33 protein-coding genes are annotated in these 25,953 nt (G+C 71.7%); 21 read left to right on the top strand and 12 right to left on the bottom strand.

Features of this window, described 5'->3' with window-relative positions:
• Positions 1-569: 569 nt before the first annotated feature.
• The 6 genes from ACFY7H_RS19380 (at position 570) to ACFY7H_RS19355 (ending at position 6,695) form a co-directional block, all read left to right on the top strand.
• Positions 570-1,817 carry a hypothetical protein gene (locus ACFY7H_RS19380; protein WP_388939480.1) on the top strand — a complete coding sequence of 416 codons (1,248 nt, stop codon included), beginning with the start codon at positions 570-572 and terminating at the stop codon, positions 1,815-1,817.
• Positions 1,818-1,893: 76 nt separating this feature from the next.
• Positions 1,894-2,538, top strand: coding sequence for a TlpA family protein disulfide reductase (locus tag ACFY7H_RS19375; protein ID WP_388939478.1), 645 nt, complete (start codon positions 1,894-1,896; stop codon positions 2,536-2,538).
• 19 nt (positions 2,539-2,557) lie between these two features.
• Positions 2,558-3,322 (top strand): cytochrome c biogenesis CcdA family protein, encoded by a 765-nt coding sequence (locus ACFY7H_RS19370; protein ID WP_388939578.1) that lies wholly within the window; start codon positions 2,558-2,560, stop codon positions 3,320-3,322.
• A gap of 13 nt (positions 3,323-3,335) precedes the next feature.
• Positions 3,336-5,078, top strand: coding sequence for a cytochrome c biogenesis protein ResB (locus tag ACFY7H_RS19365; RefSeq protein ID WP_388939476.1), 1,743 nt, complete (start codon positions 3,336-3,338; stop codon positions 5,076-5,078).
• Positions 5,075-6,166, top strand: a complete 1,092-nt coding sequence (gene ccsB / locus ACFY7H_RS19360) for a c-type cytochrome biogenesis protein CcsB (RefSeq protein ID WP_388939474.1) — start codon at positions 5,075-5,077, stop codon at positions 6,164-6,166. The genes ACFY7H_RS19365 and ccsB overlap by 4 nt, the downstream gene beginning before the upstream one ends.
• Positions 6,167-6,191: 25 nt before the next feature.
• Positions 6,192-6,695: an SRPBCC domain-containing protein gene (locus tag ACFY7H_RS19355; protein ID WP_388939472.1), complete on the top strand. Its 504-nt coding sequence runs from the start codon at positions 6,192-6,194 to the stop codon at positions 6,693-6,695.
• A 55-nt stretch (positions 6,696-6,750) separates the two neighbouring features.
• Here ACFY7H_RS19355 and ACFY7H_RS19350 read toward each other — a convergent pair whose 3' ends face one another.
• Positions 6,751-7,227, bottom strand: a complete 477-nt coding sequence (locus ACFY7H_RS19350; RefSeq protein WP_388939470.1) for a MarR family winged helix-turn-helix transcriptional regulator — start codon at positions 7,225-7,227, stop codon at positions 6,751-6,753.
• A gap of 103 nt (positions 7,228-7,330) precedes the next feature.
• Between ACFY7H_RS19350 and ACFY7H_RS19345 the strand changes: the two genes are divergently transcribed.
• The gene (locus tag ACFY7H_RS19345) at positions 7,331-7,696 is read left to right on the top strand and encodes a cupin domain-containing protein (protein WP_388939468.1); all 366 of its coding nucleotides are present in this window, start codon (positions 7,331-7,333) and stop codon (positions 7,694-7,696) included.
• Positions 7,697-7,706: 10 nt separating this feature from the next.
• Here the strand turns inward: ACFY7H_RS19345 and ACFY7H_RS19340 are convergent, their stop codons facing one another.
• Entirely contained in the window at positions 7,707-8,069 is a 363-nt protein-coding gene (locus tag ACFY7H_RS19340; protein ID WP_388939466.1) for a PLD nuclease N-terminal domain-containing protein, read from the bottom strand.
• A gap of 90 nt (positions 8,070-8,159) precedes the next feature.
• Here ACFY7H_RS19340 and ACFY7H_RS19335 point away from each other — a divergent pair, with 90 nt between their 5' ends.
• Genes ACFY7H_RS19335 through ACFY7H_RS19320 form a run of 4 tightly spaced genes read left to right on the top strand, consistent with a single transcriptional unit; the run spans position 8,160 to position 11,327 of the window.
• Positions 8,160-9,617, top strand: coding sequence for a menaquinone biosynthesis decarboxylase (locus tag ACFY7H_RS19335; protein ID WP_388939464.1), 1,458 nt, complete (start codon positions 8,160-8,162; stop codon positions 9,615-9,617).
• The gene (locus tag ACFY7H_RS19330; protein WP_388939462.1) at positions 9,614-10,090 is read left to right on the top strand and encodes a hypothetical protein; all 477 of its coding nucleotides are present in this window, start codon (positions 9,614-9,616) and stop codon (positions 10,088-10,090) included. The genes ACFY7H_RS19335 and ACFY7H_RS19330 overlap by 4 nt, the downstream gene beginning before the upstream one ends.
• Positions 10,090-11,016: a menaquinone biosynthesis prenyltransferase MqnP gene (gene mqnP / locus ACFY7H_RS19325; RefSeq protein WP_388939576.1), complete on the top strand. Its 927-nt coding sequence runs from the start codon at positions 10,090-10,092 to the stop codon at positions 11,014-11,016. Before ACFY7H_RS19330 ends, mqnP begins: the two co-directional genes overlap by 1 nt.
• A 26-nt stretch (positions 11,017-11,042) precedes the next feature.
• Positions 11,043-11,327 (top strand): hypothetical protein, encoded by a 285-nt coding sequence (locus ACFY7H_RS19320; protein ID WP_388939460.1) that lies wholly within the window; start codon positions 11,043-11,045, stop codon positions 11,325-11,327.
• Here ACFY7H_RS19320 and ACFY7H_RS19315 read toward each other — a convergent pair.
• Positions 11,320-11,934 carry a rhomboid family intramembrane serine protease gene (locus tag ACFY7H_RS19315; RefSeq protein WP_388939458.1) on the bottom strand — a complete coding sequence of 205 codons (615 nt, stop codon included), beginning with the start codon at positions 11,932-11,934 and terminating at the stop codon, positions 11,320-11,322. The genes ACFY7H_RS19320 and ACFY7H_RS19315 overlap by 8 nt on opposite strands.
• 88 nt (positions 11,935-12,022) lie before the next feature.
• Here ACFY7H_RS19315 and ACFY7H_RS19310 point away from each other — a divergent pair, with 88 nt between their 5' ends.
• Positions 12,023-12,694, top strand: a complete 672-nt coding sequence (locus tag ACFY7H_RS19310; RefSeq protein WP_388939457.1) for a UbiX family flavin prenyltransferase — start codon at positions 12,023-12,025, stop codon at positions 12,692-12,694.
• On the opposite strand, the gene ACFY7H_RS19305 is transcribed toward ACFY7H_RS19310, so the two are convergent.
• Entirely contained in the window at positions 12,691-12,825 is a 135-nt protein-coding gene (locus tag ACFY7H_RS19305) for a hypothetical protein (RefSeq protein WP_388939455.1), read from the bottom strand. The genes ACFY7H_RS19310 and ACFY7H_RS19305 overlap by 4 nt on opposite strands.
• Positions 12,826-12,946: 121 nt before the next feature.
• On the opposite strand from ACFY7H_RS19305, the gene ACFY7H_RS19300 reads away from it, so the two are divergent.
• The 5 genes from ACFY7H_RS19300 (at position 12,947) to ACFY7H_RS19280 (ending at position 17,462) form a co-directional block, all read left to right on the top strand.
• Positions 12,947-13,402 carry an Lrp/AsnC family transcriptional regulator gene (locus ACFY7H_RS19300; RefSeq protein ID WP_042811055.1) on the top strand — a complete coding sequence of 152 codons (456 nt, stop codon included), beginning with the start codon at positions 12,947-12,949 and terminating at the stop codon, positions 13,400-13,402.
• Between the two features lie 61 nt (positions 13,403-13,463).
• The gene (gene mqnE, locus ACFY7H_RS19295; RefSeq protein WP_388939452.1) at positions 13,464-14,627 is read left to right on the top strand and encodes an aminofutalosine synthase MqnE; all 1,164 of its coding nucleotides are present in this window, start codon (positions 13,464-13,466) and stop codon (positions 14,625-14,627) included.
• A gap of 118 nt (positions 14,628-14,745) precedes the next feature.
• Complete coding sequence (locus ACFY7H_RS19290) at positions 14,746-15,270, top strand: GNAT family N-acetyltransferase (RefSeq protein ID WP_388939450.1); 525 nt, start codon at positions 14,746-14,748, stop codon at positions 15,268-15,270.
• A gap of 118 nt (positions 15,271-15,388) precedes the next feature.
• On the top strand, positions 15,389-15,655 hold the full coding sequence (locus ACFY7H_RS19285; protein WP_388939574.1) for a DUF4229 domain-containing protein: 267 nt from the start codon (positions 15,389-15,391) through the stop codon (positions 15,653-15,655).
• 472 nt (positions 15,656-16,127) lie between these two features.
• Positions 16,128-17,462, top strand: coding sequence for a dicarboxylate/amino acid:cation symporter (locus ACFY7H_RS19280; RefSeq protein ID WP_388939449.1), 1,335 nt, complete (start codon positions 16,128-16,130; stop codon positions 17,460-17,462).
• A 103-nt stretch (positions 17,463-17,565) separates the two neighbouring features.
• On the opposite strand, the gene ACFY7H_RS19275 is transcribed toward ACFY7H_RS19280, so the two are convergent.
• Positions 17,566-18,225, bottom strand: a complete 660-nt coding sequence (locus tag ACFY7H_RS19275; RefSeq protein WP_388939447.1) for an NADPH-dependent F420 reductase — start codon at positions 18,223-18,225, stop codon at positions 17,566-17,568.
• Positions 18,226-18,298: 73 nt separating this feature from the next.
• Here ACFY7H_RS19275 and ACFY7H_RS19270 point away from each other — a divergent pair, with 73 nt between their 5' ends.
• Positions 18,299-18,655: a winged helix-turn-helix transcriptional regulator gene (locus ACFY7H_RS19270; RefSeq protein WP_388939445.1), complete on the top strand. Its 357-nt coding sequence runs from the start codon at positions 18,299-18,301 to the stop codon at positions 18,653-18,655.
• Positions 18,656-18,672: 17 nt separating this feature from the next.
• Here ACFY7H_RS19270 and ACFY7H_RS19265 read toward each other — a convergent pair whose 3' ends face one another.
• The 4 genes from ACFY7H_RS19265 to ACFY7H_RS19250 are packed head-to-tail and all read right to left on the bottom strand — an operon-like array spanning position 18,673 to position 21,949.
• A complete protein-coding gene (locus tag ACFY7H_RS19265; RefSeq protein ID WP_388939444.1) occupies positions 18,673-20,568 on the bottom strand; it encodes a WD40 repeat domain-containing serine/threonine protein kinase in 1,896 nt (631 codons plus the stop codon).
• A gap of 42 nt (positions 20,569-20,610) precedes the next feature.
• A complete protein-coding gene (locus ACFY7H_RS19260; RefSeq protein ID WP_388939443.1) occupies positions 20,611-20,793 on the bottom strand; it encodes a DUF397 domain-containing protein in 183 nt (60 codons plus the stop codon).
• A 56-nt stretch (positions 20,794-20,849) separates the two neighbouring features.
• The gene (locus ACFY7H_RS19255) at positions 20,850-21,095 is read right to left on the bottom strand and encodes a DUF397 domain-containing protein (RefSeq protein WP_388939441.1); all 246 of its coding nucleotides are present in this window, start codon (positions 21,093-21,095) and stop codon (positions 20,850-20,852) included.
• Entirely contained in the window at positions 21,092-21,949 is an 858-nt protein-coding gene (locus ACFY7H_RS19250) for a helix-turn-helix domain-containing protein (protein WP_388939439.1), read from the bottom strand. The genes ACFY7H_RS19255 and ACFY7H_RS19250 overlap by 4 nt, the downstream gene beginning before the upstream one ends.
• 155 nt (positions 21,950-22,104) lie before the next feature.
• On the opposite strand from ACFY7H_RS19250, the gene ACFY7H_RS19245 reads away from it, so the two are divergent.
• Positions 22,105-22,533: an ATP-binding protein gene (locus tag ACFY7H_RS19245; protein WP_388939437.1), complete on the top strand. Its 429-nt coding sequence runs from the start codon at positions 22,105-22,107 to the stop codon at positions 22,531-22,533.
• On the opposite strand, the gene ACFY7H_RS19240 is transcribed toward ACFY7H_RS19245, so the two are convergent.
• The gene (locus ACFY7H_RS19240) at positions 22,505-22,816 is read right to left on the bottom strand and encodes a hypothetical protein (protein WP_388939436.1); all 312 of its coding nucleotides are present in this window, start codon (positions 22,814-22,816) and stop codon (positions 22,505-22,507) included. The two genes, ACFY7H_RS19245 and ACFY7H_RS19240, sit on opposite strands and share 29 nt — an antisense overlap.
• Before the next feature lie 403 nt (positions 22,817-23,219).
• On the opposite strand from ACFY7H_RS19240, the gene ACFY7H_RS19235 reads away from it, so the two are divergent.
• Both ACFY7H_RS19235 and ACFY7H_RS19230 read left to right on the top strand, forming a co-directional pair.
• Entirely contained in the window at positions 23,220-24,035 is an 816-nt protein-coding gene (locus tag ACFY7H_RS19235) for a helix-turn-helix domain-containing protein (RefSeq protein ID WP_388939435.1), read from the top strand.
• Positions 24,036-24,121: 86 nt separating this feature from the next.
• Positions 24,122-24,556 carry a VOC family protein gene (locus ACFY7H_RS19230; protein WP_388939433.1) on the top strand — a complete coding sequence of 145 codons (435 nt, stop codon included), beginning with the start codon at positions 24,122-24,124 and terminating at the stop codon, positions 24,554-24,556.
• A gap of 41 nt (positions 24,557-24,597) precedes the next feature.
• Here the strand turns inward: ACFY7H_RS19230 and ACFY7H_RS19225 are convergent, their stop codons facing one another.
• Both ACFY7H_RS19225 and ACFY7H_RS19220 read right to left on the bottom strand, forming a co-directional pair.
• Positions 24,598-24,909 carry a hypothetical protein gene (locus tag ACFY7H_RS19225; protein WP_388939431.1) on the bottom strand — a complete coding sequence of 104 codons (312 nt, stop codon included), beginning with the start codon at positions 24,907-24,909 and terminating at the stop codon, positions 24,598-24,600.
• Between the two features lie 222 nt (positions 24,910-25,131).
• A complete protein-coding gene (locus ACFY7H_RS19220) occupies positions 25,132-25,713 on the bottom strand; it encodes a hypothetical protein (RefSeq protein WP_388939429.1) in 582 nt (193 codons plus the stop codon).
• Between the last annotated feature and the right edge of the window lie 240 nt (positions 25,714-25,953).

Below are 25,953 nucleotides of genomic sequence, written 5' to 3'. Positions count from 1 at the left end.
CGGGCCCCGGCCCCGGCCCCCGCGCCTGGGGGCTCGGGTCGCCGGGGCGCCGCTGCGCGGAGCGGATCCCCTACCCGCCCTTCGCCCGTTCCCCGGGGCTGTGCCCCGGCCCCCGCGGGGCTGCGCCTCGAACCCCCGTCCGGGGCTGCGCCCCGAACCCCCGTCCGGGGCTGCGCCCCGAACCCCCGTCCGGGGCTGCGCCCCGAACCCCGCGGGGCTCCGCCCCGAACGGGCTGTGCCCCGGACCGCCCCCGGGCTGCGCCCCGGACCCCGCCTCGGGGGTGGGCCCGGAACTGCGCTCGGGGCTGGGCCCCGGACCCCGCTCGGGGCGGGACCGCCCACCGGACCCCGCCCCGGACGCGGGACCGCCGGTCTTCGCCGCCCGGCGCGCAGCGCCCGTGCGGGGTCCGGGGCGGAGCCCCGGGGAACGGTGGAAGGGCGGGGAGGGGACGGCCCCGCAGGGCGCCGCTCACGCGCAGCCCCGCGCCCGGTCACCGTTGAGGTGGTTTCGGGCCGTCCCCCGTGTCGGGGCACCGGTAGCCATGGAATGTCCGTTTATATGACATTTCATGAGTGATGTACCCGACCCCAGCAGGCGAACCGCGCTCGGCCTCGGGCTCGGCGCCGTCGCCGCCACCGTCGCGGCCGCCGCCGCCTCCCCGTTCACCCTCGCCGGCTGCGGCGCCGGCCACGGCCTCGCCGTGCAGGGCCCCATGGCCTCCGGCGGAGCCCCCGGCGGCAAGCCCATCGGCGACGGCTCCACCGCCGACGCCGGTCCCCAGCCGCACCAGCCGCCCCCGCCCGTGCCGCTCCAGCCCGGCGAGACGCCGCCGCAGTTCGTCGTGTTCAGCTGGGACGGCGCCGGCGAGATCGGCAACGGCCTCTTCCCGCGCTTCCTCAAGCTCGCCAAGGACCACGGCGCGGCCATGACGTTCTTCCTCTCCGGCCTCTACCTCCTCCCCGAGTCGAAGCGGGACCTCTACCACCCCCCGAACAACCCCGTCGGCGCCTCCGACATCGGCTACCTCAAGGACGAGAACGTCCGCAACACCCTGCGCCACGTCCGACAGGCCTGGCTCGACGGCCATGAGATCGGCACCCACTTCAACGGCCACTTCTGCTCCGGCACCGGCTCCGTCGCCCACTGGACCCCCGAGGACTGGCGCGCCGAGATCGACCAGGCGGTCTCCTTCGTCACCCGCTGGCGGACCAACACCGGCTTCGCCGACCTCGAACCGCTCCCCTTCGACTACCGCAAGGAGCTCACCGGCGCCCGCACCCCCTGCCTCCTCGGACAGGACGCGCTGCTCCCCGCCGCCCGGGACCTCGGCTGGCGCTACGACTCCAGCTCGCCCGGCGGCCTCCAGCGCTGGCCGGTGAAGAAGGGGGGCGTCTGGGACCTGCCGCTGCAGTCGCTGCCCTTCCCGGGGCACTCCTTCGAGGTGCTGTCCATGGACTACAACATCCTCGCCAACCAGTCGCGGAACAGTACGAGGGGGATGCCGGGCAACTACCCGAACTGGCGCGCCCAGGCCACCGCCACCTACCTCGGCGGTTTCCGGCGGGCGTACGAGACCAACCGCGCCCCCCTCTTCATCGGCAACCACTTCGAGGAGTGGAACGGCGGGATCTACATGGACGCCGTCGAGGAGGTCCTCAAGGCCATGGCGGACAAAAAGGACGTACGCCTCGTATCCTTCCGGCAGTTCACCGACTGGCTGGACGTCCAGGACCCCAAGGTGCTGGCCGCACTGCGCACCCTCGGGCCGGGGCAGTCCCCCTCCGGCGGCTGGCGCGGCCTGTTCTCCGCCGCCTGAGCGGGTCTGACCAGGGCCTTAACACCCCGTCGGGGGGTGCGGAAGATCCGCAAATCGGTCATGCGAAACTTTTCACATGAGCCTTAGCCGCGCGCGTGTCCGTCGAAGTAACCGCCGCTCTGCCAGCGGCCGCGCCGTCCTGCTGACCGCGATCACCGTCGCGAGTGCCCTGACCCTGTCCGCGTGCGGCGATTCCGGCAGCGGCGGCAAGCCGGCCGGTTCCGCCGGCGGCAACTACGTCACCGGCCCCAGCGGCATCTCCACCGTCGCCAAGGCCGACCGCGTCGACGCCCCGAAGCTCGACGGGGAGACCGTCGACAGCAAGACGCTCGACACCACCACCCTCAAGGGCAAGGTCGTCGTCCTCAACGTCTGGGGCTCCTGGTGCCCGCCCTGCCGCGCCGAGGCCCCGTACTTCGCGAAGGTCTCCAAGGAGATGGCCGAGGGCGGCAAGGACGTCGCCTTCGTCGGCATCAACACCCGCGACAACACCAAGCAGAACGCCGCCGCCTTCGAGGAGAACTTCGGGATCACCTACCCGAGCCTCTACGACCCGGACGGCAAGCTGATGCTCCGCTTCCCCAAGGGCACGCTGAACGCCCAGTCCATCCCCTCCACGATCGTCCTCGACAAGCAGGGCAAGATCGCCGCCCGCACCCTCGTCGCGGTCAACGAGGAGCAGCTGCGCTCGATGATCGACCCGCTCCTCGCGGAGCAGTGACCTCGTGACCCCGCACCTCCTGCTGGCCGCCGGGGCGACCGGCGTGAACACCACGGTCCTCAACGGCGCGCTGCTGCTGGCCCTGCCGATCGCGCTGCTCGCCGGGCTGGTCTCCTTCTTCTCCCCGTGCGTGCTCCCGCTGGTCCCCGGATACCTCTCCTACGTGACCGGCGTGAGCGGTGCCGACCTCGCCGAGGCCCGGCGCGGCCGGATGCTGGCCGGCGCGAGCCTGTTCGTCCTCGGTTTCTCCGCCGTCTTCATCTCGACCGGCGCACTCTTCGGCCAGTTCGGCGACGTCTTCCAGGGCGAGAACAAGGAGATCATCACCCGCGTCATGGGCGGCCTGGTGATCCTCCTCGGCCTCTTCTTCATGGGCGCGATCCCGGGCCTGACCATGCGGGAGTTCCGTTTCCACAAGAAGCCGACGGCCGGTCTGATCGGCGCGCCCGTGCTGGGCGTGCTCTTCGGCGTCGGCTGGACGCCGTGCATGGGTCCCACCCTCGCCGCCGTCCAGACGCTCTCCATCGACCAGGCCACCGCCGGGCGCGGCGCCCTCCTGACGGCCGTCTACTGCCTCGGGCTCGGCCTGCCCTTCATCCTCGCCGCGCTCGCCTTCCGCAAGGCGCTCGGTGCTTTCGGCTGGGTGAAGAAGCACTATGCATGGGTGATGCGGATCGGCGGCGCCATGCTGATCCTGACCGGCCTGCTGCTCGTCACGGGGATGTGGGCCGGCATCGTGAACGAGATGCAGAGCTGGACCGACGGTTTCACGGTGGGGATCTGAGGACTACACGGACATGAGTACGACCGACAAGGCGCCCGCCGAGGCGCCGCACGACCCCGCCGCCCGGGCGGGCGCGGACCCCGCCTCCCCGGCGGACTCCGACGCCGTCACCGACGCCGCCGCCGGAGCGCAGCTCTCCACCGCCCCCGTCGAGGACGGCGCCGCCGGCCCCGTCGGCATCGGGGTGATCGGCTGGGCCCGCTGGTTCTGGCGCCAGCTCACCTCCATGCGGGTGGCGCTGATCCTGCTGTTCCTGCTCTCCCTCGGCTCCATCCCCGGTTCCCTGGTCCCCCAGACGCAGGTCGACCCGATGAAGGTCGCCCAGTGGAAGAAGGACCACGCGTTCTGGGTGCCGGCCGCCGAGAAGCTCCAGCTCTTCGACGTCTACAGCTCGGTGTGGTTCTCCGCGATCTACATCCTGCTGTTCCTGTCGCTGATCGGCTGCATCATCCCGCGCACCTGGCAGTTCGTCGGCCAGCTCACCGGCCGTCCGCCGGGCGCGCCGCGCCGCCTGAAGCGGCTGCCGGCGTACGCGACGTGGCGTACGGAGGCCTCCCCCGAGGAGGTGCTCTCCCAGGCGAGGGACCTGCTCGGCAAGCGGCGCTTCCGTACGGAGTCGGCCGGTGATGCCGTCGCCGCCGAGAAGGGCTATCTGCGCGAGGCCGGGAACCTGGCCTTCCACATCGCCCTGATCGTGCTGCTCGTGGCCTTCGCGGCGGGTCAGCTCTTCAAGTCCGAGGGCGGCAAGCTCGTCCTGCGCGGCAAGGGCTTCGCGAACACGCTCACCCAGTACGACGACTTCAAGTCCGGCAGCCTCTTCTCCTCCGACGACCTGCCGCCGTTCTCGTTCACCCTGGACAGGTTCGACGCGAGCTACGAGAAGACCGGCCCGCAGAAGGGCACCCCGCGCGACTTCAAGGCGTACGTCACCTACAGCGAGGGCGCGCACGGGGAGCCGAAGAAGGCCGAGATCGAGGTCAACAAGCCGCTGGAGATCGACGGTTCCAAGGTCTTCCTGCTGGGCCACGGCTACGCGCCGGTCATCTCGGTGGCCGATCCCACCGGCAAGGTGGTCTACAAGGACGCCGTGCCGATGCTGCCCTTCGACGCCAACCTGAGCTCCTCGGGCGCGGTCAAGGTCCCGGACGGCTACCGCGACAAGAACGGCAAGAAGGAGCAGCTCGGCTTCAACGCCATGTTCGTGCCGACCTTCGCGGGCGAGGGCAAGGGCACGATGCTCTCGCAGTTCCCGGCCCTGGACTTCCCCGTCCTCGCCCTCAGCGCCTACCACGGCAGCCTGGGCGTGGACGCGGGCCTGCCGCAGAACGTGTACCAGCTGAACACCTCCAAGATGCAGGAGTTCAAGAACCCCGAGGGCGAGCTCTTCAAGCAGCGGCTGCTGCCGGGCGAGACGATGACGCTGCCCGACGGCGCGGGCACCGTGAAGTTCGAGGGCATCGAGCGCTGGGCCACCTTCTCGGTCACCCAGCAGCCCGGTGACGGACTGGCCCTCGCGGGCGCGGTCATCGCCATCGGCGGTCTCGCCGCGTCCCTGTTCATCCAGCGCCGCCGGATCTGGGTCCGCGCGGTCCGGGGCGAGGACGGCCTGACCGTCGTGGAGCTGGCGGGTCTGGGACGCAGCGAGTCGGCGAAGCTGCCGGAGGAGCTGTCGGTGCTCTGCGCCGCCCTGTACGAACGGGCGCCGAGTCCGGCGCAAGCACTGACCACAGAGGAAGAAGAGGGGGAGCGCGCATGACGACGCTGCTCGCGGCGGCGGCGAACGAGAGCCTCGCCGATCTCAGCAACAAGCTGGTCTACGCGTCGATGGCGGTCTACACGCTCGCCTTCCTCGCGCACATCACCGAGTGGGTCTTCGGCAGCCGCAGCAAGGTGGGCCGTACTGCCGCCGCGCTGACGGCGCGGAAGGCCGCGGCCGGTGCGGCTCCCGCCGTCCAGGTGCGCACCAAGGGCGGGGGCACGGCCGTCCTCGACAAGCCGGAGGTGGTCACCCGCTCCGCGTCGGGCACCCGGGACGTCCCGGACGGTCCCGGCGCGGCGGGCGGCACCGAGCAGGGTGACCTGTACGGGCGGATCGCGGTCTCGCTCACCGTGCTCGGCTTCCTCATCGAGGCGGCGGGCGTGGTCGCCCGCGCGCTGTCGGTGCAGCGGGCCCCCTGGGGCAACATGTACGAGTTCTCGGTGACCTTCTCCACGGTCGCGGTCGGGGCGTACCTGCTGCTGCTGGCGCTGAAGAAGAACGTCCGCTGGCTCGGGCTGATCCTGGTCACGACGGTCCTGCTGGACCTGGGCATCGCCACCACCTGGCTCTACACCGAGAGTGACCAGCTGGTCCCGGCCCTGCACTCGTACTGGCTGTGGATCCACGTCTCCACCGCCATCTTCTGCGGCGCCGTCTTCTACATCGGTGCGGCGGGCGCGGTGCTCTACCTGTTCCGCGACAGCTACGAGAGCCACCTGGAGGCCGGCCGCACCCCGGGCCGGTTCCGCACCTCGGTGCTGGAGAGGCTGCCCTCGGCGGCCTCCCTCGACAAGTTCTCGTACCGGATCAACGCGGCGGTCTTCCCGCTGTGGACCTTCACCATCGTCGCGGGCGCCATCTGGGCGGGCGACGCGTGGGGCCGTTACTGGGGCTGGGACCCCAAGGAGGTCTGGTCGTTCGTCACCTGGGTGGCGTACGCCTGCTACCTGCACGCGCGGGCCACGGCGGGCTGGAAGGGCCGCAAGGCTGCCTACCTGGCGCTCTTCGCCTTCGCCTGCTGGATCTGGAACTACTACGGCGTGAACATCCTGCTCAGCGGCAAGCACTCGTACGCGGGCGTCTGACCCCGCGGAGTGGGACGCTGGTGGTATGTCTCCTGTGAGCCATGCCACCAGCGAGCCGCGCGGCCCCGGCCGCTGGACCATCCGCTTCGAGATGCACCTGCCGTACGGGTACGAGGCCCTGTGGCCCGCCCTGACCACGGCCGAGGGGCTGCTCGGCTGGCTGGCGGCGGCTGACGTGCTGGAACGCCGCCTCGGCGGTGCCGTCACGCTGCGCTGGCCGAACACCGGCACCACCGCGTCCGGGCAGGTCACGGCCTGGGACACGGAGCGGGTCGCCGAGTACACGCTCTCGGGGCAGGGGCGGATCCGCTTCCACCTGGAGGCGGTGGGCACCGACTCGACGGTGATCCGCTTCCTGAACGAGCGCGGCGGCTCCGAGGAGGAGCGCCTGGACTGCCTGGCCGGCTGGCACGACCACTTCGAGCGGCTGGAGGCCGCGATGGCCGGGCAGCCGACCGACTGGGCGGCCTGGACGGACGCCCGCCGGTCGGAGCTGCGCGCCTCCTACGCGTCCTTCTCCCGGACGTAGGCGCGCTCGTTCCCCACGGCAGCGGCCGTCCCTCACGACAGCCCCCGTCCCTGCCTCACCACACCGGCCGCAGCGGCGGCAGGCCCTCGCCCCCGTGCAGGGCGCGGATGACGCGCGCCAGCTCCCCGCGCAGCACGCCGAGATCGGCCCGCTCGGCCAGCTCCGCCTCCAGCGCGTGCAGGACGCGTCCGGCGGTGGCGAGGTGCTCGACCGCGGCCGGGGTCAGGACGACCAGCTTGCGGCGCCCGCCGCCGGGGTGCGGCTCGCGCCGGACGTAGCCGCGCTTCTCCAGGTCGTCGACGATCTGCCCGGCGGCCTGTTTGGTCACCCCGAGCCGCTCGGCCAGCTCGCTGGCCGTGGCGCCGGGGCCCTTGAGCGCCTGGAAGGCCATGCCGTGCAGGGGGCGCAGGTCGGCGTAGCCCGCGTCGGCGAGGCGCCGGGTGAACTCGCCGAGCATCAGCTGGAAGCCGATCCCGAGGAGGAAGGTCAGCTCGACGCCGGAGGTCTCTTCGTGGGAAGTCACGCGGACCATGGTGGCACAGGCGAGTAAAGCCCCTTGACTCGCATGAGTAAAGGAGCTTTACTCGTGCGTGTCGCCGCGCATCCCACCACGAAGAAGAGGACCCGTCTTGCACGTGATCAGCGTTTCCCCCGAGAACGTCACCGCCTCGCCCAACGCCACCATGACGGGCCTCGCCGCCCCCAGCCGCGGCAGCCGCGAACTCTCCACCTGGCACGTGGACATGCCCGCCGGATCCACCGGCCCCGAGCACTCCGTCAGCCGCGAACAGGTCTGGCAGCTCACCGCCGGCTCCCTGGAGGTCACCTGCGACGGCCGCACCGAGAAGGTGTCCGCCGGCCAGACGCTCGTCCTGCCGCCGGACGTCCCGCGCCGGATCCACGCCCCCGAGACCTTCGAGGCGTACGTGGTCATGCGCGCGGACGGCGTCGCCTCGGTGCCCGGCACCGAGGGCACCCGTGTCCTGCCCTGGGCGCAGTGACCCGTACGCGCTACTCCTTGCCCGGCCCGCCCTTGCCCCGGTCGCCCTCGCCGTCGCCTTGGTCGTCCCCGTCCGGCTTCTTGTTGCGTTCCTGCTCCTCGCGCAGGGACTTCAGGAACTCCGGGTTGTCGTCGGGCGCCACCCACTGCTGCCGGCGCGCCCGGCCGCCTCCCCCGCCACCACCGCCGACGGCGGAGCGCTGACGGCCCGCGAAGAGCCACACCACCGGGCCGACGATCGAGAACAGCAGGATGATCAGCACCCAGATCGTCTTCGGCAGGTGCTTGACCTCCTCCTCCGGGGTGTTCAGACAGTCGATGAAGGCGTAGATGGTCAGCGCCAGGATCAGCAGGAACGGCAGATAGCGCAGCACGGTGTGGGACCGACTCCCAGGCAGTGGCGGCAGGGCCTCGCAGGGCCCCGGTGACACTCCCAGCGTAGTTGGTGGCGGATACTGGGCCCCATGGCTTACGACGATCTCCGCTCGCTGCTCCGGGCTCTGGAGCGGGAGGGCGACCTCAAGCGCATCAAGGCCGAAGTCGACCCGTATCTGGAAATCGGGGAGATCGTCGACAGAGTGAACAAGGCGGGGGGCCCGGCGCTCCTCTTCGAGAACGTCAAGGGCTCGGCGATGCCGCTGGCGATGAACGTCTTCGGCACCGACCGCCGCCTGCTGAAGGCCCTCGGCCTGAAGTCCTACGGCGAGATCAGCGAGAAGATCGGCGGCCTGCTCAAGCCCGAACTGCCGCAGGGCTTCATCGGCGTCCGCGAGGCCTTCGGCAAGCTCGGCTCGATGGTCCACGTGCCGCCGAAGAAGGTGAAGGGCGACTCCGCGCCCGTCCAGGAGGTCGTCCTCACCGGCGACGACGTCGACCTCGACCAGCTCCCGGCCCTCTTCACCTGGCCCAAGGACGGTGGCTCCTTCTTCAACCTGGGCCTCACCCACACCAAGCACCCCGAGACCGGCGTCCGCAACCTCGGCCTCTACCGCCTCCAGCGCCACGACAAGCGCACCATCGGCATGCACTGGCAGATCCACAAGGACAGCCGCAACCACTACGCCGTCGCCGCCGCGCGCGGCGAGCGGCTGCCGGTCGCGATCGCCTTCGGCTGCCCGCCCGCCGTGACCTACGCCTCCACCGCGCCGCTGCCGGGCGACATCGACGAGTACCTCTTCGCCGGGTTCGTCGCGGGCAAGCGGATCGAGATGGTCGACTGCAAGACGGTCCCGCTCCAGGTCCCGGCCAACGCCGAGGTCGTCATCGAGGGCTGGCTGGAGCCGGGGGAGATGCTCCCCGAGGGCCCCTTCGGCGACCACACCGGCTTCTACACCCCGCAGGAGCCCTTCCCCGCGCTGAAGATCGACTGCGTGACGATGCGCAAGCGTCCGCTGCTCCAGTCGATCGTGGTCGGCCGCCCCCCGACGGAGGACGGCCCGCTGGGCCGCGCGACGGAACGCTTCTTCCTGCCCCTCCTCAAGATCATCGTGCCGGACATCGTGGACTACCACCTCCCCGAGTCGGGCGGCTTCCACAACTGCGCGATCGTCTCGATCGACAAGAAGTACCCCAAGCACGCGCAGAAGGTCATGCACGCCATCTGGGGCGCGCACATGATGTCGCTGACCAAGCTGATCATCGTGGTCGACAAGGACTGCGACGTCCACGACCTGCACGAGGTCTCCTGGCGGGCCCTCGGCAACACCGACTACTCCCGCGACCTGACCGTGGTCGAGGGACCGGTGGACCACCTGGACCACGCCTCGTACCAGCAGTTCTGGGGCGGCAAGGCGGGCATCGACGCGACCAGGAAGCTGCCGGAGGAGGGCTACACCCGCGACGGCGGCTGGCCCGACATGGTCGAGTCCGACCCGGCGACCGCCGCCCTCGTGGACCGGCGCTGGAAGGAGTACGGACTGTGAGCCCGATCGCAGTGGAAGGCCCGGAGCTCTTCCTCGGCACCGAGGCGGCGTACGTGGCCCTGGCGCGCCCCGAGATCGACCCGACGCAGCCCGGTGTGGTCATCGCCGCCCGGGAGGCGGGCGTGAGCCCCGAGGAGTTCGCGGGCGCCGGCGACACCTGGGCCGTCATGTTCGACGGGGACTTCGACGGGGACGACGAGGGCGGCGGCTTCGAACTGCCCGGAGCGCGGGACGTCGAGGCGGACGACTTCGCGGAGCGGCTCCAGCACGCCCTGGCGGCCGGCGAGCCGTTCACGGTCGAGGCCGGGAACTTCCTGCGCCTCGACGGCCGCCCGTCCGGCGGGGCCTGGGTGGTCACCGCCCACGTCACCCCGCCGGAAGAGGGCGCCGCGGAGCGGACCCTGGAGCTCGGCGCGCTCCCGGCGGCGGAGTTGCTGGCCGGCCTCGAAACGTTCCGCGGGAGCCTCGCATGATGACGACCGCCGACGACGTCGTGGGACCCGGCTCCGGCCCCGCGCCGCAGGCCACCGGCAAGGTCAAGGCCTTCCTGCGCCTGGTGATGATCGAGCACTCGGTCTTCGCGCTGCCCTTCGCCTACATCGCCGCGCTGACGGCCATGTACCGGCTCGACGGGCGCATGCACTGGACCGAGCTGCTGCTCGTCACCGTCTGCATGGTGGGCCTGCGGACCTTCGCGATGGCCGCCAACCGGATCATCGACCGGGAGATCGACGCCCGTAACCCGCGCACCGCCGGGCGCGAGCTCGTCACCGGCGCGGTCTCGGTGCGCTCGGCCTGGACCGGCGCGGGGATCGCGCTGGTGGTCTTCCTCGGCGCCGCCGCGCTGCTGAACCCGCTGTGCCTGATGCTGGCGCCGGTCGCTGTCGTCCCGATGGTGGTCTACCCGTACGGCAAGCGCTTCACGGACTTCCCGCACGCCATCCTGGGCCTGGCCCAGGCGATGGGCCCGGTCGGGGCCTGGCTGGCGGTCACGGGGGAGTGGTCCTGGGAGGCGGTCGTCCTGGGCCTGGCCGTGGGCGTGTGGATCGGCGGCTTCGACCTGATCTTCGCCTGCCAGGACGTGGCGGCCGACCGCGCGGAGGGCGTCCGCTCGGTCCCGGCCCGCTTCGGCGTCCCGGCGGCTCTGTGGGGTGCCCGCGGCGCGCACGTCGTCACCACCGGCCTGCTGGCCTGGTACGGCGTGATGACGGAGGCGGGCGCGCTGTTCTGGTGCGGCCTGCTGGTGGTCGTGGCGGCGTTCCTCTACGAACACACCATCGTCAAGCCGCACGACCTGTCCCGCCTGAACCGGGCGTTCTTCACGGTCAACGGCTTCATCGGAATCGCCCTTTTCGTGTGCGCGCTGGCGGATCTGGTGGTGCGGGGTCTGACGGTCTAGTCACCGTGCGGCCTGCCATCGAGTGCATGGACAGGGAGGCCGACGCGACCGTCCCGGAGAGCGACCGCCTGCACTCACAGCTCAGCCGGTTCGAGGACATGTTCCCGGGCTACGCGGACTGGGGATCCATCAGTGACGTCGCCGTGCCGTTCGACGGTGACAGCGAGTTCTGCCCGGACCTCGGCCCCGAGGGCTACCGCGGCCGGGACGTGATCCCGTACGGGGATGCTGTCGTGGTGGAGACCGGGATCGGCAAGCTGACCGTGGACACCTCGGCCCTACCCGTGGACCCCGGTTCGGCCGTCAGCTGAGCAGGGCCGCCCGCCGGTGCGCCGGACGGCGGAAGTACAGCGCCGTCAGGACCCCGCCCACCAGCCCGCACAGGTGGCCCTGCCAGCTGATGGTCGGGTCCAGCGGCAGCAGGCCGAGGAAGAACCCGCCGCCCCAGTACGCGGCGACGGCCACGCCCACCAGGGCGCCGAGCACCTTCCGCTCGACGAACCCGCGCACCACCACGTAGCCGAAGAGTCCGTAGACGACGCCCGAGGCACCCAGGGTCATGCCGTCCGACGGGGCGATCAGCCAGGTGCCGATGCCGTCCACCAGGATGATCAGCGCGCACACCGCCAGGAAGCGCCGGATCCCGGACAGGGCGGCCATGAAGCCGAGGACCAGCAGGGGGACGCTGTTGGAGGCCACGTGGTCGAAGCCGAAGTGCAGGAAGGACCCGGTGAGCACACCGGCGAGGCTGTCCGGGTCGCGGCCGACGATCCCGTACGCGTCCAGAGCGTGCCCCGTGGCGTGGTCGACGACCTCGATCAGCCACAGCAGGGCCACCCAGCCCAGCATCAGCTTGGCGGCGGCCTTCGCACGGTCCGTCCGGCTCCGGGCCGGCTCGGCCGTCGTCGTCGCGCTCATGGTGTTCCCCCTCGTGCCGTCCCACCCCCTGGGACGTGCGGACACCTTACCGAGTGCCGCCGCGCCGTGGCCGGATAGTCTCGGAGGTATGACTGACGGCAAGCGCACCCCGTGGGTGGTCGGGGTTTCCGGGGCGTCCGGGACGCCGTACGCGGCGGCGGTGGTCCGGGGGCTGCTGGCGGCGGGCGAGAGTGTGGACCTGGTGGTCAGCCGGGCCTCGCGGCTCACCCTGCTGGACGAGACCGGGATCGCGTTCCGCGACGCGCACTGGCGCGCGGACCTGGAGGAGTGGCTGGGGCGCGGCGCCGACGGCAAGCCGGGGACCTTCGCGGGGTTCGACCTCGGCGGGGTGCGGTACTGGGGGGCCGGGGACCTGGGGGCCGGGCCGAGTTCGGGTTCGTACCCCGCCAAGGGGATGCTGATCGTCCCGGCGTCCACCGCCTGCGTGGCGGGCGTGGCGCTCGGGCTGTCGAAGGACCTGCTCCAACGCGTCGCGAGCGTGACGCTCAAGGAGCGGCGCAGGCTGGTGGTCGCGGTGCGGGAGACCCCGCTGAACGGACAGACGCTGAGGCATCTGGTGGCGCTGGACGAAGCGGGCGCGGTCGTGCTGCCCGCCTCTCCGGCGTTCTACGCGGGCGCGACGCACATCCAGGACCTGGTGGACTTCGTCGCGGGGCGGGTGCTCGACGCGGCAGGGGTGCCGCACCGGCTGTACCGCCGTTGGGAGGGGGAGCTTGGCAGCGCCCGCCCCCGTGACTAGCGCTTCTTCTGGGTGCGCGGCTTGCGGGTGCGGTCGACGCGGTGGGCGGCGGCGGGCTGGTCGGTGCGGGATCGGTTGGCCAGCTCCTGGAGCTGTCGCATGTGCGCGTAGGCCGCCTCGATCGTGTACACGGTGAACCACTCCTGAAGATCGTCATTGATCTGTTGAAAGATTCACAGGGTGTTAACCCTGTGTGCCTTTGATTCTATACCTAAACTTGCAGGATCGCCGAATAATGGAAGGCTCCACGTAATGGACACGGTGGACAGGCAGCTCATCCAGGCACTCCGTGAGAACGGTCGTGCCTCGTACGCGGAGCTGGGCCGTCTCGTGGGCCTCTCCGGCCCCAGCGTCACCGACCGCATCAACCGGCTGGAGACGGCCGGCGTCATCACCGGCTACCGCGCGACGGTGGCCGCCGCCGAGCTCGGCCTCGGCGTCACCGCGCTGATCGGCATCTCCCTCTCCGACGCCGCCGACCACGAGGACGTGGCGCGCCGGCTGCGCGACCTCGCGGAGATCGAGGACTGCTGGTTCATCGCCGGCGACGACTCCTTCATGCTCAAGGTCCGCGCCAGCGACGTCGACGGCCTGGAGAAGATCATCCGCAAGCTCTCCGGCACCAAGGGCGTCTCCCGCACCCGCACCACCATCGTGCTCTCCACCAAGTGGGAGAACCGGGTCGGCGAGCTGCCCGAGGACGCCTGAGAGTACGGTGGGTGGCGGTTGCAGACAGGTCTGGACAGGGACAGGTAGAGGAGACACCGGCATGGACGCGGGGCTCAAGCGCGAGCTGGAGGAGAAGGTCCGCTCCGGCGAGCGGCTGACGCGTGAGGACGGCATCGCCCTCTACGCATCGGACGACCTGGCCTGGCTGGGCGGTCTCGCCCACGAGGTGCGCACGCGCAAGAACGGCGACGTGGTCCACTTCAACGTCAACCGCCACCTCAACATGACGAACGTGTGCACCGCCTCCTGCGCGTACTGCTCGTTCCAGCGCAAGCCGGGCGAGAAGGACGCGTACACGATGCGTATCGAGGAGGCCGTCCGCCTGGCCAAGGCCATGGAGAACGAGAACCTCACCGAGCTGCACATCGTCAACGGCCTGCACCCCACCCTCCCGTGGCGGTACTACCCGCGCTCCCTGTCCGCCCTCAAGGAGGCGCTGCCGAACGTCTCCCTGAAGGCGTTCACGGCCACCGAGATCCACCACTTCGAGAAGATCTCCGGTCTCACGGCCTCCGAGATCCTGGACGAGCTGATCGAGGCCGGTCTCGAATCGCTCACCGGCGGCGGCGCGGAGATCTTCGACTGGGAGGTCCGCCAGCACATCGTCGACCACGACACCCACTGGGAGGACTGGTCGCGCATCCACCGCCTGGCGCACGAGAAGGGCCTCAAGACCCCGAGCACCATGCTCTACGGGCACATCGAGGAGCCGCGCCACCGGGTGGACCACGTGCTGCGGCTGCGCGAGCTCCAGGACGAGACCGGCGGCTTCCAGGTCTTCATCCCGCTGCGCTACCAGCACGACTTCGTGGACATGAAGGACGGCAAGGTCCGCAACAGGCTCCAGGCGCGCACGACGATGGCCACGGGTGCCGAGGCCCTGAAGACCTTCGCGGTCTCGCGCCTCCTGTTCGACAACGTGCCGCACGTGAAGGTCTTCTGGGTGATGCACGGCGTGCAGACCGCCCAGCTCGCGCTCCAGCACGGCGCTGACGACATGGACGGCTCGGTCGTCGAGTACAAGATCACGCATGACGCGGACAACTACGGCACCCCGAACAAGCTGGGCCGCGACGACCTCCTGGAGCTCATCCGCGAGGCGGGCTTCCGCCCGGTCGAGCGCAACACGCGCTACGAGATCATCCGCGAGTACCCCGGCCCGGACGCCTCCCTGCGCGAGTCCCCGCAGGCGATGCGCCTCTGACGGAGCGACGCCCGCGCCGACAGGAGCCCCGGTCCCCGCGGGACCGGGGTTCCCGCGCGTCCGGAGGCCTCCGGGGGACCCGTTGCCCACCGCCTTCAGTAATAGATACTCTGCATCTATGACCCTTACCTTCACCTTCGATCCGGTCGTGGACCCCGCCCTGCGCGAAGGCATCGCACAGCTGTGGACCGAGGTCACCAACGCCGGCGGAGCGGTCGGCTTCGTCCCGCCCGTCACCGTCGACGACATCCGGCCCGCGCTGGTCAAGCACCTCGTCGCGCTGGCCGAGGGCCGGCACCGGCTGCTGGTCGGGCAGGACGCCGAGGGGGCGGTCCGGGCCGTCGCGTTCCTCGCCTTCGAGCCGCACCCGTTGCGGAAGCACTGGGTCTGGGCGTACACGGTGATGGTCGCCCCCGCCCTCCAGGGCCGGGGCGCGGGGCGGGAGCTGATGGACGCCCTCGCCGACGCGGCCCGCTCGCTGGAGGGGATCGAGGCCATCCGCCTGGAGTGCCGCGGCGGGGTGGGCCTGGAGCACTTCTACGCGGCCTGCGGCTACAAGGAGGTCGGCCGGGTGCCCGGCGCCATCCGCGTGGCCCCCGGCGACGACCGCGACGACGTCACGATGCTGCTGCCCTTGCACTGACCCCGCCGGGCCGCGGCAGGGCCCCGGCGTGCTTCACTGGACGGGCACGTGCCGACGTAGAAGAGAGGGAGGGGTCACCGTGGCCCTCAAGCCGAGCGCGACGATCCGCTACACCGCGATGCGGCTGGGCATCTTCGTCGGGTGCCTGGTGATCGTGGCCGTCCTGGTCAACCTGGGCTGGGTGCCCGCCGGTCTGGGCGACGCCAACTTCGCCTGGGTCGTGCTGCTCGCCCTGGTGATCTCCGCCCCGCTCTCCTTCGTCCTGCTGCGCAAGCAGCGCGACGAGATGTCCGCGCAGATCTCCGGCCGCGTCGCGGATGCGAAGCAGAAGCTCGCCGCGAACCGCAGCCAGGAGGACGCGGCCGACGACGCCGCACGCGCGTGAGCCGAGCTCGGCGGAGTCCGAGCTGAACTGAACTGAACTGACGCCGGGGCCGGCGCGGAGCCGGTTGGCTTCGTCACAGCCGCCCCGCGGCCTTCCGTCCGCCGATGCGCCCCAGCGCCGGGAACTCCCCCCGCCACGCTGGGGCTTCGTCGTTCCCGGGGTCCGGGGCTCCCCGGCGGGCCCACTCCCGCACGATCAGTCCTCAAAGCATCTCTTTGAGTTTCCCAAAGCGGGAGTGTTAGCGTGTTCACCATGTTGACCGCAGCCGCGCACCCGATGAGCCAGAGCGTCCTGCTCGTGGCGCGCCTGCACGTCGACTTCTGCCGCCGCGTGTCCGCGGCCTGTTGCTGTTGCCGCTGAGGCTCCGCCAGCAGCGGTCCCCGGCCGGCCCGGCCCCTTTTCCGGCTGCCGCCGTACCGCACCCCTCGCAGAAACCTTCCGCCGTACGTCCGTGCGTCCCCCGGAGAGTGTCGTGTCCGCGTCCCCCCAGGCCCAGGCTCCCGCCAAGGCCCCCTCCACATCCTTCAAGTTCCCCTTCTGGGCCCAGATCGTCACCGGCCTCGTGCTCGGCGTCCTCTTCGGCTGGCTCGCCCGCAGCCAGGACATCGGCTGGCTGAAGACCACGCTGGAGCAGGTCGGCGACATCTTCATCCAGCTCCTCAAGCTGGCCGTCGCCCCGCTCGTCTTCTTCGCCATCCTGGTGTCCATCACCAACCTCCGGAAGGTGAACAACGCCGCGCGGCTCGCCTCCCGCACCCTGCTCTGGTTCATGATCACCTCGCTGATCTCGGTCGGCATCGGCCTCGCGATAGGCCTGCTGACCAACCCCGGCGCCGGCACCGGCCTCACCCCGGCCGACGGCAAGGAGCCCAAGCGGCACGGCTCCTGGCTCGACTTCCTGACCGGCATCGTGCCGAAGGACATCGTCACGCCCTTCACCGAGCTGAACGTCCTCCAGATCGTCTTCCTGGCCGCCGTCGCCGGTATCGCCGCCCTCCAGCTCGGCAGCAAGGCCCAGCCCGTGCTGAACCTCGCCGAGTCCGTCCTGGAGCTCCTCCAGAAGGCCCTGTGGTGGGTCATCCGCCTCGCCCCCGTCGGCACCGTCGGCCTCATCGGCACCGCCATCGCCAGTTACGGCTGGGACCTCATCGGCAAGTACGCCACCTTCACCGCCGACGTCTACATCGGCTCGGCGCTCGTCATGTTCGGCGTGTACCCGCTGCTCCTCGCGACCGTCGCCAAGGTCAACCCGGTCCAGTTCTTCAAGGGCGCCTGGCCCGCGATCCAGCTGGCCTTCGTCTCCCGCTCCTCCGTCGGCACCATGCCGGTCACCCAGAAGGTCACCGAGCGCCTCGGCGTCCCGAAGGAGTACGCCTCCTTCGCCGTCCCGTTCGGTGCGACCACCAAGATGGACGGCTGCGCCGCGATCTACCCGGCACTCGCCGCGATCTTCATCGCGAACATCTTCGACGTGCAGCTCGGCATCAAGGAGTACCTGCTCATCGCCTTCGTCTCGGTGGTCGGCTCCGCCGCCACCGCCGGTCTGACCGGCGCGACCGTGATGCTGACGCTGACCCTCTCCACGCTCGGCCTGCCGCTGGCCGGCGTCGGCCTGCTGATGGCGATCGACCCGATCCTGGACATGATGCGCACCGCCACCAACGTGGCCGGCCAGGCCGTCGTCCCGGTGATCGTCTCCGCCCGCGAGGGGATCCTCGACAAGGAGGCCTACGCCTCCGCCTCGTCCTCCCCGCTGGACGAGCCGGCCGCCGCCTCCGCCGCGGCCCCGGTGCCCGTCGCCGCCTGAGCCGACGCACGAGGCGCGACGCACGCCGAACGCCCAGGGGCGCCCCGGATCACCGCGATCCGGGGCGCCCCCGCGCATGCCGCGGCCGGGGGACCGTGCCGCCTTACGCTTCCCGGCCGCCGGGGCCGGTCGCGAACGCCAGCGGTGGCGCCATCGCCTGCGCGTCCGCTCCCTCGCCCACCCACAGACCGATGAACAGCGCGGCCGTCGCCTCCAGGAGCCCCGCCCGGTCGAGGCCGCCGCCGGACACCGGTTCACAGCCCACGTCCCGCACCAGCCCGTGCACGAGGGCGAGGGCCGTCCCGTCGTCCCCGCAGACCGGTACGGCCAGCGGCCGCGTACCGAAGACGGGCGGCCGCATCCGCCACACGTCCTCGTGGCAGAGGTTGAAGGCCTTGACCACGTGGGCCCCCGGAGCCGCCTCGGCCAGGCGCCGCGCGGCCGAGGGGCCCTCCCCGGTCAGCAGCCGGAAACCCGCCCCGATCGGGTTGGAGCAGTCCAGCAGCACCTTCCCCTCCAGGACCCCGCCCAGCTCCCGCACCACCTCGGCCCCCGCCCCGAAGGGCAGCGCGGCCAGCACCACCTGCCCGGACCCGGCCGCCGTACGCAGGTCCGCGGACCGCGCTCCGCCCCCGACGCGCGCCGCGAGCCGCTCCGCCTTGTGCGCGTCCCGTCCCCCGATGACCACCTCGTGCCCGGCCCGCACCCAGTGGGTGGCGAGCGCGTCGGCCATGTTGCCCGTGCCCAGTACGCCGATTCTCATCACGTGTTGCCCTTCGTGCCTGTTCGGACCGTTCGCATCGACGCTAGAAAGCCGTTCGGGCACCATTCGGTACGTGACGACCGACGCCTTCCTCGCCGACTGCCGGGCCCGCCTCGGCTTCGACCTGCTCTCCAACACGTGGAACTCCGTGGTGATCTGGGGACTGCGCGACGGCCCCTGCCGGCATGGCGACCTGCGGGAGCGGATCGGGGGCATCAGCTCGAAGGTCCTCACCGAGACCCTGCGGCGGCTGCAGTCCTACGGGCTGGTGGACCGGCGGGTGCGCCCCGACGCCGGCTCACGGGCCGAGTACCGGCTCACCGACCTGGGCCGCACCCTGCTGGCGCCCATCGAAGCGGTCGGCGCCTGGGGGTTCGCGTACGGCGACGAGGTGATGGCCGCCCAGCAGCCCGCCACGGACCCCGACTGACCCCGGGCTTCGCCCCGTCAGGCCAGTTTCCACACCCGGACGGTGGCGTCGTCGCTGCCGCTGACCAGGGTCGTTCCGTTCGGGCTGAACCCGACCGAGCCCACGGCGGCCGCGTGTCCGTTGAGGGTCGCCCGGTGGGCGCGGGTGGCGACGTCCCACAGCCGGACGGTACGGCCGCCGCCGCCGGCCAGTGTCCTGCCGTCCGGACTGAACGCCACCGACCGCACGGCGCTGTTGTGGCCGCTGAGGGTGCCGGCGGAGGTGCTGGTCCGGGTGACCACGTCCCACAGGCGGATGGTGCCGTCGGCGCTGCCGCTGGCCAGGAGCCCGCCGTCGGGGCTGAAGGCCACCGAGGCCACGGGTTGGGTGTGACCCGTGAGGGTGGCGGTGGCTTTGCGGCTGGGGAGGTTCCACAAACGGATGGTGCCGTCCTCGCCGCCGCTGGCGATGGTCTTCGCGTCGGGGCTGAACACGACCGAGGTGACCGGCCGGGTGTGACCGGCGAGGGTCACGGCCGGCCGCAAGCGGTCCACCAAGTCCCAGAGGCGGATGGTGCCGTCCTCTCCCGCACTGGCCAAGGTGGTGCCGTCCACGCTGAACGCCACCGCCCGGACCGGGGCCGTGTGGCCGGTCAGGACGCCCGCTTCGGCGAGGCCGCCGACGTCGTAGAGGTGCAGGAGACGGTCGCTCCCGGCCACCAGGGTGGTGCCGTCGTTGCTGAAGGCCAGGCAGGCGACGGGTTTCTCGAATCCGGGGAAGGGGTCGGTGCCCCGCCAGCTGAGGGCGTCCCACAACCGGAGGCTGCGGTCGCTGCCGCCACTGGCCAGGATCCTGTTGTCGGGGCTGAACGCCACGGCCTCCACGGGACCGGTGTGGCCGGTGAGGCTGCGCGTCAGCCGCACCCCGCCCGTGCCGGGCCCGCCCGCGTCCCCGCCGCCGCCGGTCAGCCGGAGCAGGGCGTACGTCCCGCCGCCCGCCCCCGCCAGCAGCGCGAGCCCGCCGAACAGGACGCCCCGGCGGCCCGGCCGGGCCGCCGGGGGCCGCAGGTCCAGGGTGGGTACGTCGGGCACCCTGGCGGGGACGGCCGTGCCCCGCAGCACCGCGCGCAGCCGTTCCGCGACGGCCGGGGCGTCCGGCCGGCCAGCGGGCTCCTTGGCCAGCAGCGAGGCCGCCAGCTCCACGAGCGCGGGCGGCACGTCCGCCCGTACGGAGCCCAGGGGCGGAGGTTCCTCCTCCAGGTGCATCCGCATCAGCACCCAGGCGTGGTCGGTGCCGGAGAACGGCGGCGCACCGGTCAGCAGCGCGTACAGCACGCACCCGAGGGCGTACACGTCGCAGCGCCCGTCGGCCTGCTCGCCCCGCCACTGCTCCGGGGCCATGTAGTGCGGCGTCCCGAACACCTTGCCGGTCGTGGTCAGCCCGCCCGTGGTGTCGGCGGTGCGGGCGATGCCGAAATCGCAGATCTTGAGCCGGCCGTCGCCGAGGAGGAAGAGGTTCCCGGGCTTCAGGTCCCGGTGCGCCACCTTCCGCGCGTGCGCGGCGGCCAGCGCCTCCGCCGTCTGGAGCGCGAGATCGAGCGCCTCGGCGAGGGCGAGGCCTTCGCCGGGCGAGGCGGCCAGGCGGTGGGCGAGGTCCTGGCCGTCGAGCAGCTCCATCACGAGGAAGAGCCGGTCGTCGTGGCGGCCGATGTCGTGCACGACGGTGATGCCGGGATGCTGGAGCCGCGCCCCGATGGCCGCCTCGCGGCGAAACCGGCCTAGCTGCTGCTCCGACGCGTCGAAGGCCAGCAGCACCTTCACCGCCACCGCCCGGCCCAGCTCGACGTCGAAGGCCCGCCAGACCTCGCCGAACCCGCCCTGCCCGAGCGGCACGTCCAGCCGGTACCGCCCGGCCAACTGCTCCCCCGGCTGCATCCCGCCCCCTGGGCCCCGTTCAGCTATTGCGCGTGCGAGGGGTCATTGTGCCGCAAGGAACCCCGCCCAGGCGGTGGCGCCGAAGGTGAGGTGGGGGAGGGCGGTGTCCTTGGAGTCGCGGACGTGGATGGCGGCGGGGGTGGTGGCCACCTCGACGCAGTCGTTGCCGTCACTGCTGTCGCTGTAACTGCTCTTGAACCAGTCCAGGTCGGCATTGCGGATCATGTCTCTCCCAGAAGTTCCTCGATGAACCCCATGCCCCGTCCGACCGACCCGAGGGGTCACTGTGCCGCAAGGAACCCCACCCAGGCGGTGGCGCCGAAGGTGAGGTGGGGGAGGGCGGTGTCCTTGGAGTCGCGGACGTGGACGGCGGCGGGGGTGGCAGCCACCTCGACGCAGGAGTCGCCTTCGCTGCCATCGCTGTAGCTGCTCTTCCTCCAGGCGTACGCCACCTCGACACAGTCGTCGCCTTCGCTGCTGCTGCTGTAGCTGCTCTTGAACCAGCTCAGCTCGGGGATGTGGATCACGTCTCTCCCAGTAGTTCCTCGATGAAGGCGCTCGACTCCCAGGGCGTGAGAGCCTGTGCCCGGATGGTGCCATAGCGCAACTCAAGGATCCGTAGCTGCTTCGGGTCTGAGACAGGGCGTCCGTTGAAGGCACCTTCGGACCGCCCGACAGCCGAACCGTCTCCGAATTTCAGCACTTCGATCAAGCCGCCCATTCCGGCGTGGTCTTCGCGGTTCGTGGGCATGACCTGAAACTCGATGTTCGGCAACCTGATCACCTCCAACAGACGTTCGAGCTGTCGGCGCAGCACCATTGTGCCCCCGATGGGACGGCGGAGCGTGACCTCTTCTTGGACGAAACTGAGTGCGGGTGCCGATGTCCGCTCGAAGATCGACTGCCGGGCCATCCGGGCGGACAGGATCCGTTCCAACTCGTCCGGGGAGTAGGCGGGCCTACGCATCCCGAACAGCGCGGCCGCATATTCCCTCGTCTGTAGCAGCCCGTGGATGTTGTGGTTGTTGTAGATGCCGATCTCGACGGCCTTGGCCTCCATACCTGCCAGCGCGCGGATCTTCTTCGGGTAGCGGACCTGCTCCATGTCCGCCTTCATCGCGGCGATCTGGCCGCCCGCGCCCAGGACCTCGTCCGCCCTGTCCAGGTACTCCGAGCGCGGGATCCGCCTGCCCGATTCGACCTTGCGGACCAGGTCCTCCCCGTACCCGATCTCCACCCCGAAGGCGGCGGCCTTCATTCCCGCCTTCTCCCGCCAGGTCCGCAGCTGGCGGCCCAGCGCAGCCAGGACCGCCGCTCCCTGTTCGTCCTCGGGGTCGACCTCCCAGCCCGCGTCTTCCGTACCGTCGTTGTCCACCGTCATGCGTGCCCCACCTCCGACGCACCGAATACCTCAACGCCCCCTGCCCAAGCGGCCGTCAGGACAGCCGGGACAGCGCCGGACAAGCGCGGGACAAACCCCGGACGCACCGGCGGTACCGCTTCTCACGGTAGTCACGGCGCCCCACGCTGGGTGATGTGACGACTCAAATCTGGTGCTCTGCACATCAGTTCGGTGTCCGGCTGCCCGCCACGCCCCGGGGTGCCCGGCAGGCGCGGCAGCTCGTGGTGGAGAGGCTGCAAGGGTGGGGGCTGCCCACGGAGGATCCCGGGCTGATCGTGGCCGAGCTGGCGGCCAACGCCGTGACCCACGGGCGGGTGCCCGGGCGGGGCTTCATGGTGGTGCTCAGCCTGGAGGGCGGGACCCTCCGGATCGCGGTGGCGGACGCCTGCCGCGACCGGGTCCCGGTTCTCCGGGAGGCGGACGTGAGCGCCGAGGGCGGCCGGGGTCTGGCCGTGGTGGAGGCGCTGGCCGACCGGTGGGGAGTGGAGCAGGAGCCGCCGCCGCGCAAGGCGGTGTGGGCGGAGGTGGACCTGCCTACAGGCGGCACGCCAGCAGGATCGTGACCGGAGCCGGGATCACCGCGATCCAGCCCGCCCAGCGTCCGGCGGCGGCCAGCGCGGGGCGCCGGCGGAGCAGCAGGCCGGCGAGGGCGAGCAGCGGGGCGGCCGTCCAGGAGGCCAGCCAGAACACCTTGACGACCGCCACGGTCTCGGGGTGGACCTGCTCGGCCATCCCGGCCAGGGCCCCGAAGAGGAACGCCACCGGGATCAGGGCCATGGCCAGGGCCGTGGCCCACGCCAGTGCCGTGCCCGAGGCGGGGGAGCCGGGGGTCTGGGTCTCGTGCATGGGGTCCAGCCAAGCCGCCGCGGGGGGCGGGGCGCCTGCGCCCGCGTACTCAGGATCCGCGGTCCGCGTACTCATCCGGGACGCGGGCCGGCGGGACCCGGTGACCCTCGACGTAACCACCTAAGTACCGGGTAAATCCACCCAACCCCCCCTCCGGCCCCCCGCTCACTCACTCGGGTGAACTCTGCCAACTCGGCTGGCTTTCGGGACGGTTGGCGGGCATATGCTCGCCGCACAACAACAGACATGAGACGGCCCCCGCCGGGACTGGCATCCCGGGCGAGGGCCTGACCAACCAGGAAGAAGCAGCTTCCCAATGGCGTTCAAGAAGCCTAACGCGCTTGTGCGCGCGTCGTCCCGCGTTCGTGCCGGGACCGTCCCATCGGGTGTCATCCACGTCAACGTGCGGCACACCGAGAACTACCTCGTCGTCGGCAATCACCTCGCCCAGCACGGCGCCCTGTCGCTGGTGTCGATCGGGCTGGCGGTGTACATCCAGTCGCTGCCCGCCGGTACCAGGATCGGCATCAAGGAGCTCGCGGCGCGCTTCCCGGAGGGCGAGGTGCGGATCGCCGCCGCGCTGCGGGAGCTGGAGGCCGCCGGGTACCTGGAGCGGACCGCCGTACGGACCCCCGAGGGCAGGCTCGTGACCCGGACCGTGTCCTACAACCACCCGCGCGGCACCGTCCCGCCGCAGGACGACCCGCCGCCCCCGCCGCCGGCCGGACGGGCCCCCGAGCCGGATCCGGAGCCGGAACCAGTGGCCGCGACGGCCGCCGTACCGGAGCCGGGGCCCGCCCCCGCGCCCGTACCGGCGCCGGAACCCGCACCCGCGCCGCCCCCGGCGGCCCACCGGGACGCCGCCGGCCTGCTCGCCCGGCTGCGCGATGACGACCCCCGGCTGCTGCTCTCCGAACGCGACGTGCGGCGGCTCGCGCCCGACCTGGCCGCCTGGCTGGAACGGGGCGTCGAACCGCAGGCCGTACGCCTCGCCCTGGCCGCGGACCTGCCCCACGACCTCCGCAGCCCGGCCGCGCTCATCGCGTACCGGCTCAAGGCGGGGATCCCGCCGCACCTGCCGGTCGCACCGCCGCCCGCCCTCCAGGCCGTACGGCGGCCCGACCCGATGCAGAACTGCGACGGCTGCGACCGCGCCTTCCGCGCCCCCGCCCCCGGCCGGTGCCGCGACTGCCCCCCGGAAGCGGCCCTCGCCGCGTAGCGGCCCGCCGGCCGTGTCAACCCGACCGTGCCGTAGGCCCGTTGAGGTGCGAGGATGGCGGCAGGTTCCGAACGGTGGGAGGCGGCATGGCCAAGGAATTCCAGGTGACGTACGACTGCGCCGACCCGGGCGCCCAGGCGGTGTTCTGGGCCGAGGCGCTGGGCTACCGCGTCCAGCCGCCGCCCGAGGGGTTCGCCGACTGGCCGGCGGCGCTGACGGCGTGGGGCGTGCCGCCCGAGCGGCACAACGACCGGTCCGCGATCACCGACCCGGAGGGCAAGGGGCCGCGGGTGTTCTTCCAGAAGGTCCCGGAGGGGAAGACGGTCAAGAACCGCATGCACCTGGACGTCCGCGCCGCCCCCGGCCTGACCGGCGCCGAGCGGATGGACGCGCTGGAGGTGGAGGCCACCCGGCTGGAGGGGCTGGGGGCGAAGCGGCTCTACCGGCTCGAACCCAACGGCGTGGACGAAGGAATGATCGCCATGGCCGACCCGGAGGGCAACGAATTCTGCCTCGACTGAGGGGCAGCGGCTGACCCTCCGGACGGGCCCGGCCGTGGCGATCAGCCGTTCCCGTCCCGGGGCGGCGCGTAGTCGAGGGAGCGCCAGACCCGCTGGGCCCAGGCCAGGTCGGCGGCGTCCTCGTGGGTGCAGAAGACGCGGGCCGCGCTGCCGGAGGCGTGGACGGCGAAGCCGTAGAACTCGTGGCGCTCGCGGCCGTGGTCCCGCGGGGTCATCCAGAACGCGTACCGGACGCCGTCGGCCGTCGCCTCGCGGGCGCGCTGGGCGGGCCGGGTGTCGGGGGCGCCCGAGAGCAGGGCGGTCAGGAAGTCCTCCGGGGCGCGGTCCGGGACGTCGTCCCGCATCAGGTTCACGGCCGCGCTGCGGTGCGGGCCGGTGTAGTGGTCCGCGCCGCCGGAGAAGGAGGCGGTGAGCCCGGCAGTGCGTTCAGCCTAGGGGGCCGGTATCGAGCGGCCGCTGCCTGGCGCAGCCTTCCGTGGCCTGCGCGCGGTGACGGCATCCACCAGCACGCGGTGGCGGGCCGGGCCCGCGTTCGTGCGGGCCCGGCCCGGCGTTCAGGAACCGTGGGGAGCGGGTCAGTCGGTGCAGTACCTCTTGATCGCGGAGTCGAACGCGGCGGTGTAGGCCTTCGTGTAGGCCTCGTCCGCCTTCTTCTTGGCCTCGCTGTCGGCGGTCAGGCCCGGGAAGTTCTTCAGCTTCGGATTCGGCGCGGCGTCGCAGGCACCGGACTTCGCCAGCGCCTGGCCATCGGTGAAGCCCTCACGGCTGCCGCGCTGGCGCTCGTTGTCGATGAAGTTCTTGTTGACCGCGTCCTGTGCCTCCTGGCCGCCCAGGCAGGTCGTCGCGGCCCCACCGGTCTGGGAGGCCTTGTACTTGCCGAGGGGCAGGTCGGCGGCGCTGAACTTGCCGTCGGCGCCCGCCGTGACGAGAGCCCCGCCGTCGCCGTCGGTCTGGTCGACGGTCACCTTTCCCTTGGCCTTGTCGAAGCCTTCGCCGGTGACGATCACCTTGGTCGCGTCGCCGGCCTTGGCCTCGACGAAGCACTGGGCCGTGGGTGCGGCCTGCGGGGTCGTGGCCCATGCGGCGGTGACCGGCCCGATGGCGAGCGAACAGGCCACGAGGGGGATGAAGAGAGTGGTACGGGTGCGCTGGTTCATGTCGTTCCTCACCTTGGGGGGCGGGAGAGGGGGCGTGAACCGGGGCGGGGTCGGCACCGCGAAGGGGGTGCCCAACGGCACGCGGTCCACACGACGGGGCGGCGGGGCGGGTGCGCTCCAGGCGCGACGACCGGCCCCGGAGGCAGTCCGTCCCTTCCATGCTCCCCCTTACGCCCGGGCCTGTCGACCGGAGGCCCCGACGCCCCGCCGGTGGGCGTCGCGCCGCCAGGAACCCGCTGA

The organism is Streptomyces sp. NPDC012794, assembly GCF_042901085.1.
Classification (GTDB): domain Bacteria; phylum Actinomycetota; class Actinomycetes; order Streptomycetales; family Streptomycetaceae; genus Streptomyces.
Note: the sequence above shows the minus strand (reverse complement) of the source record. Positions and strands in the feature narration are given on the sequence as shown.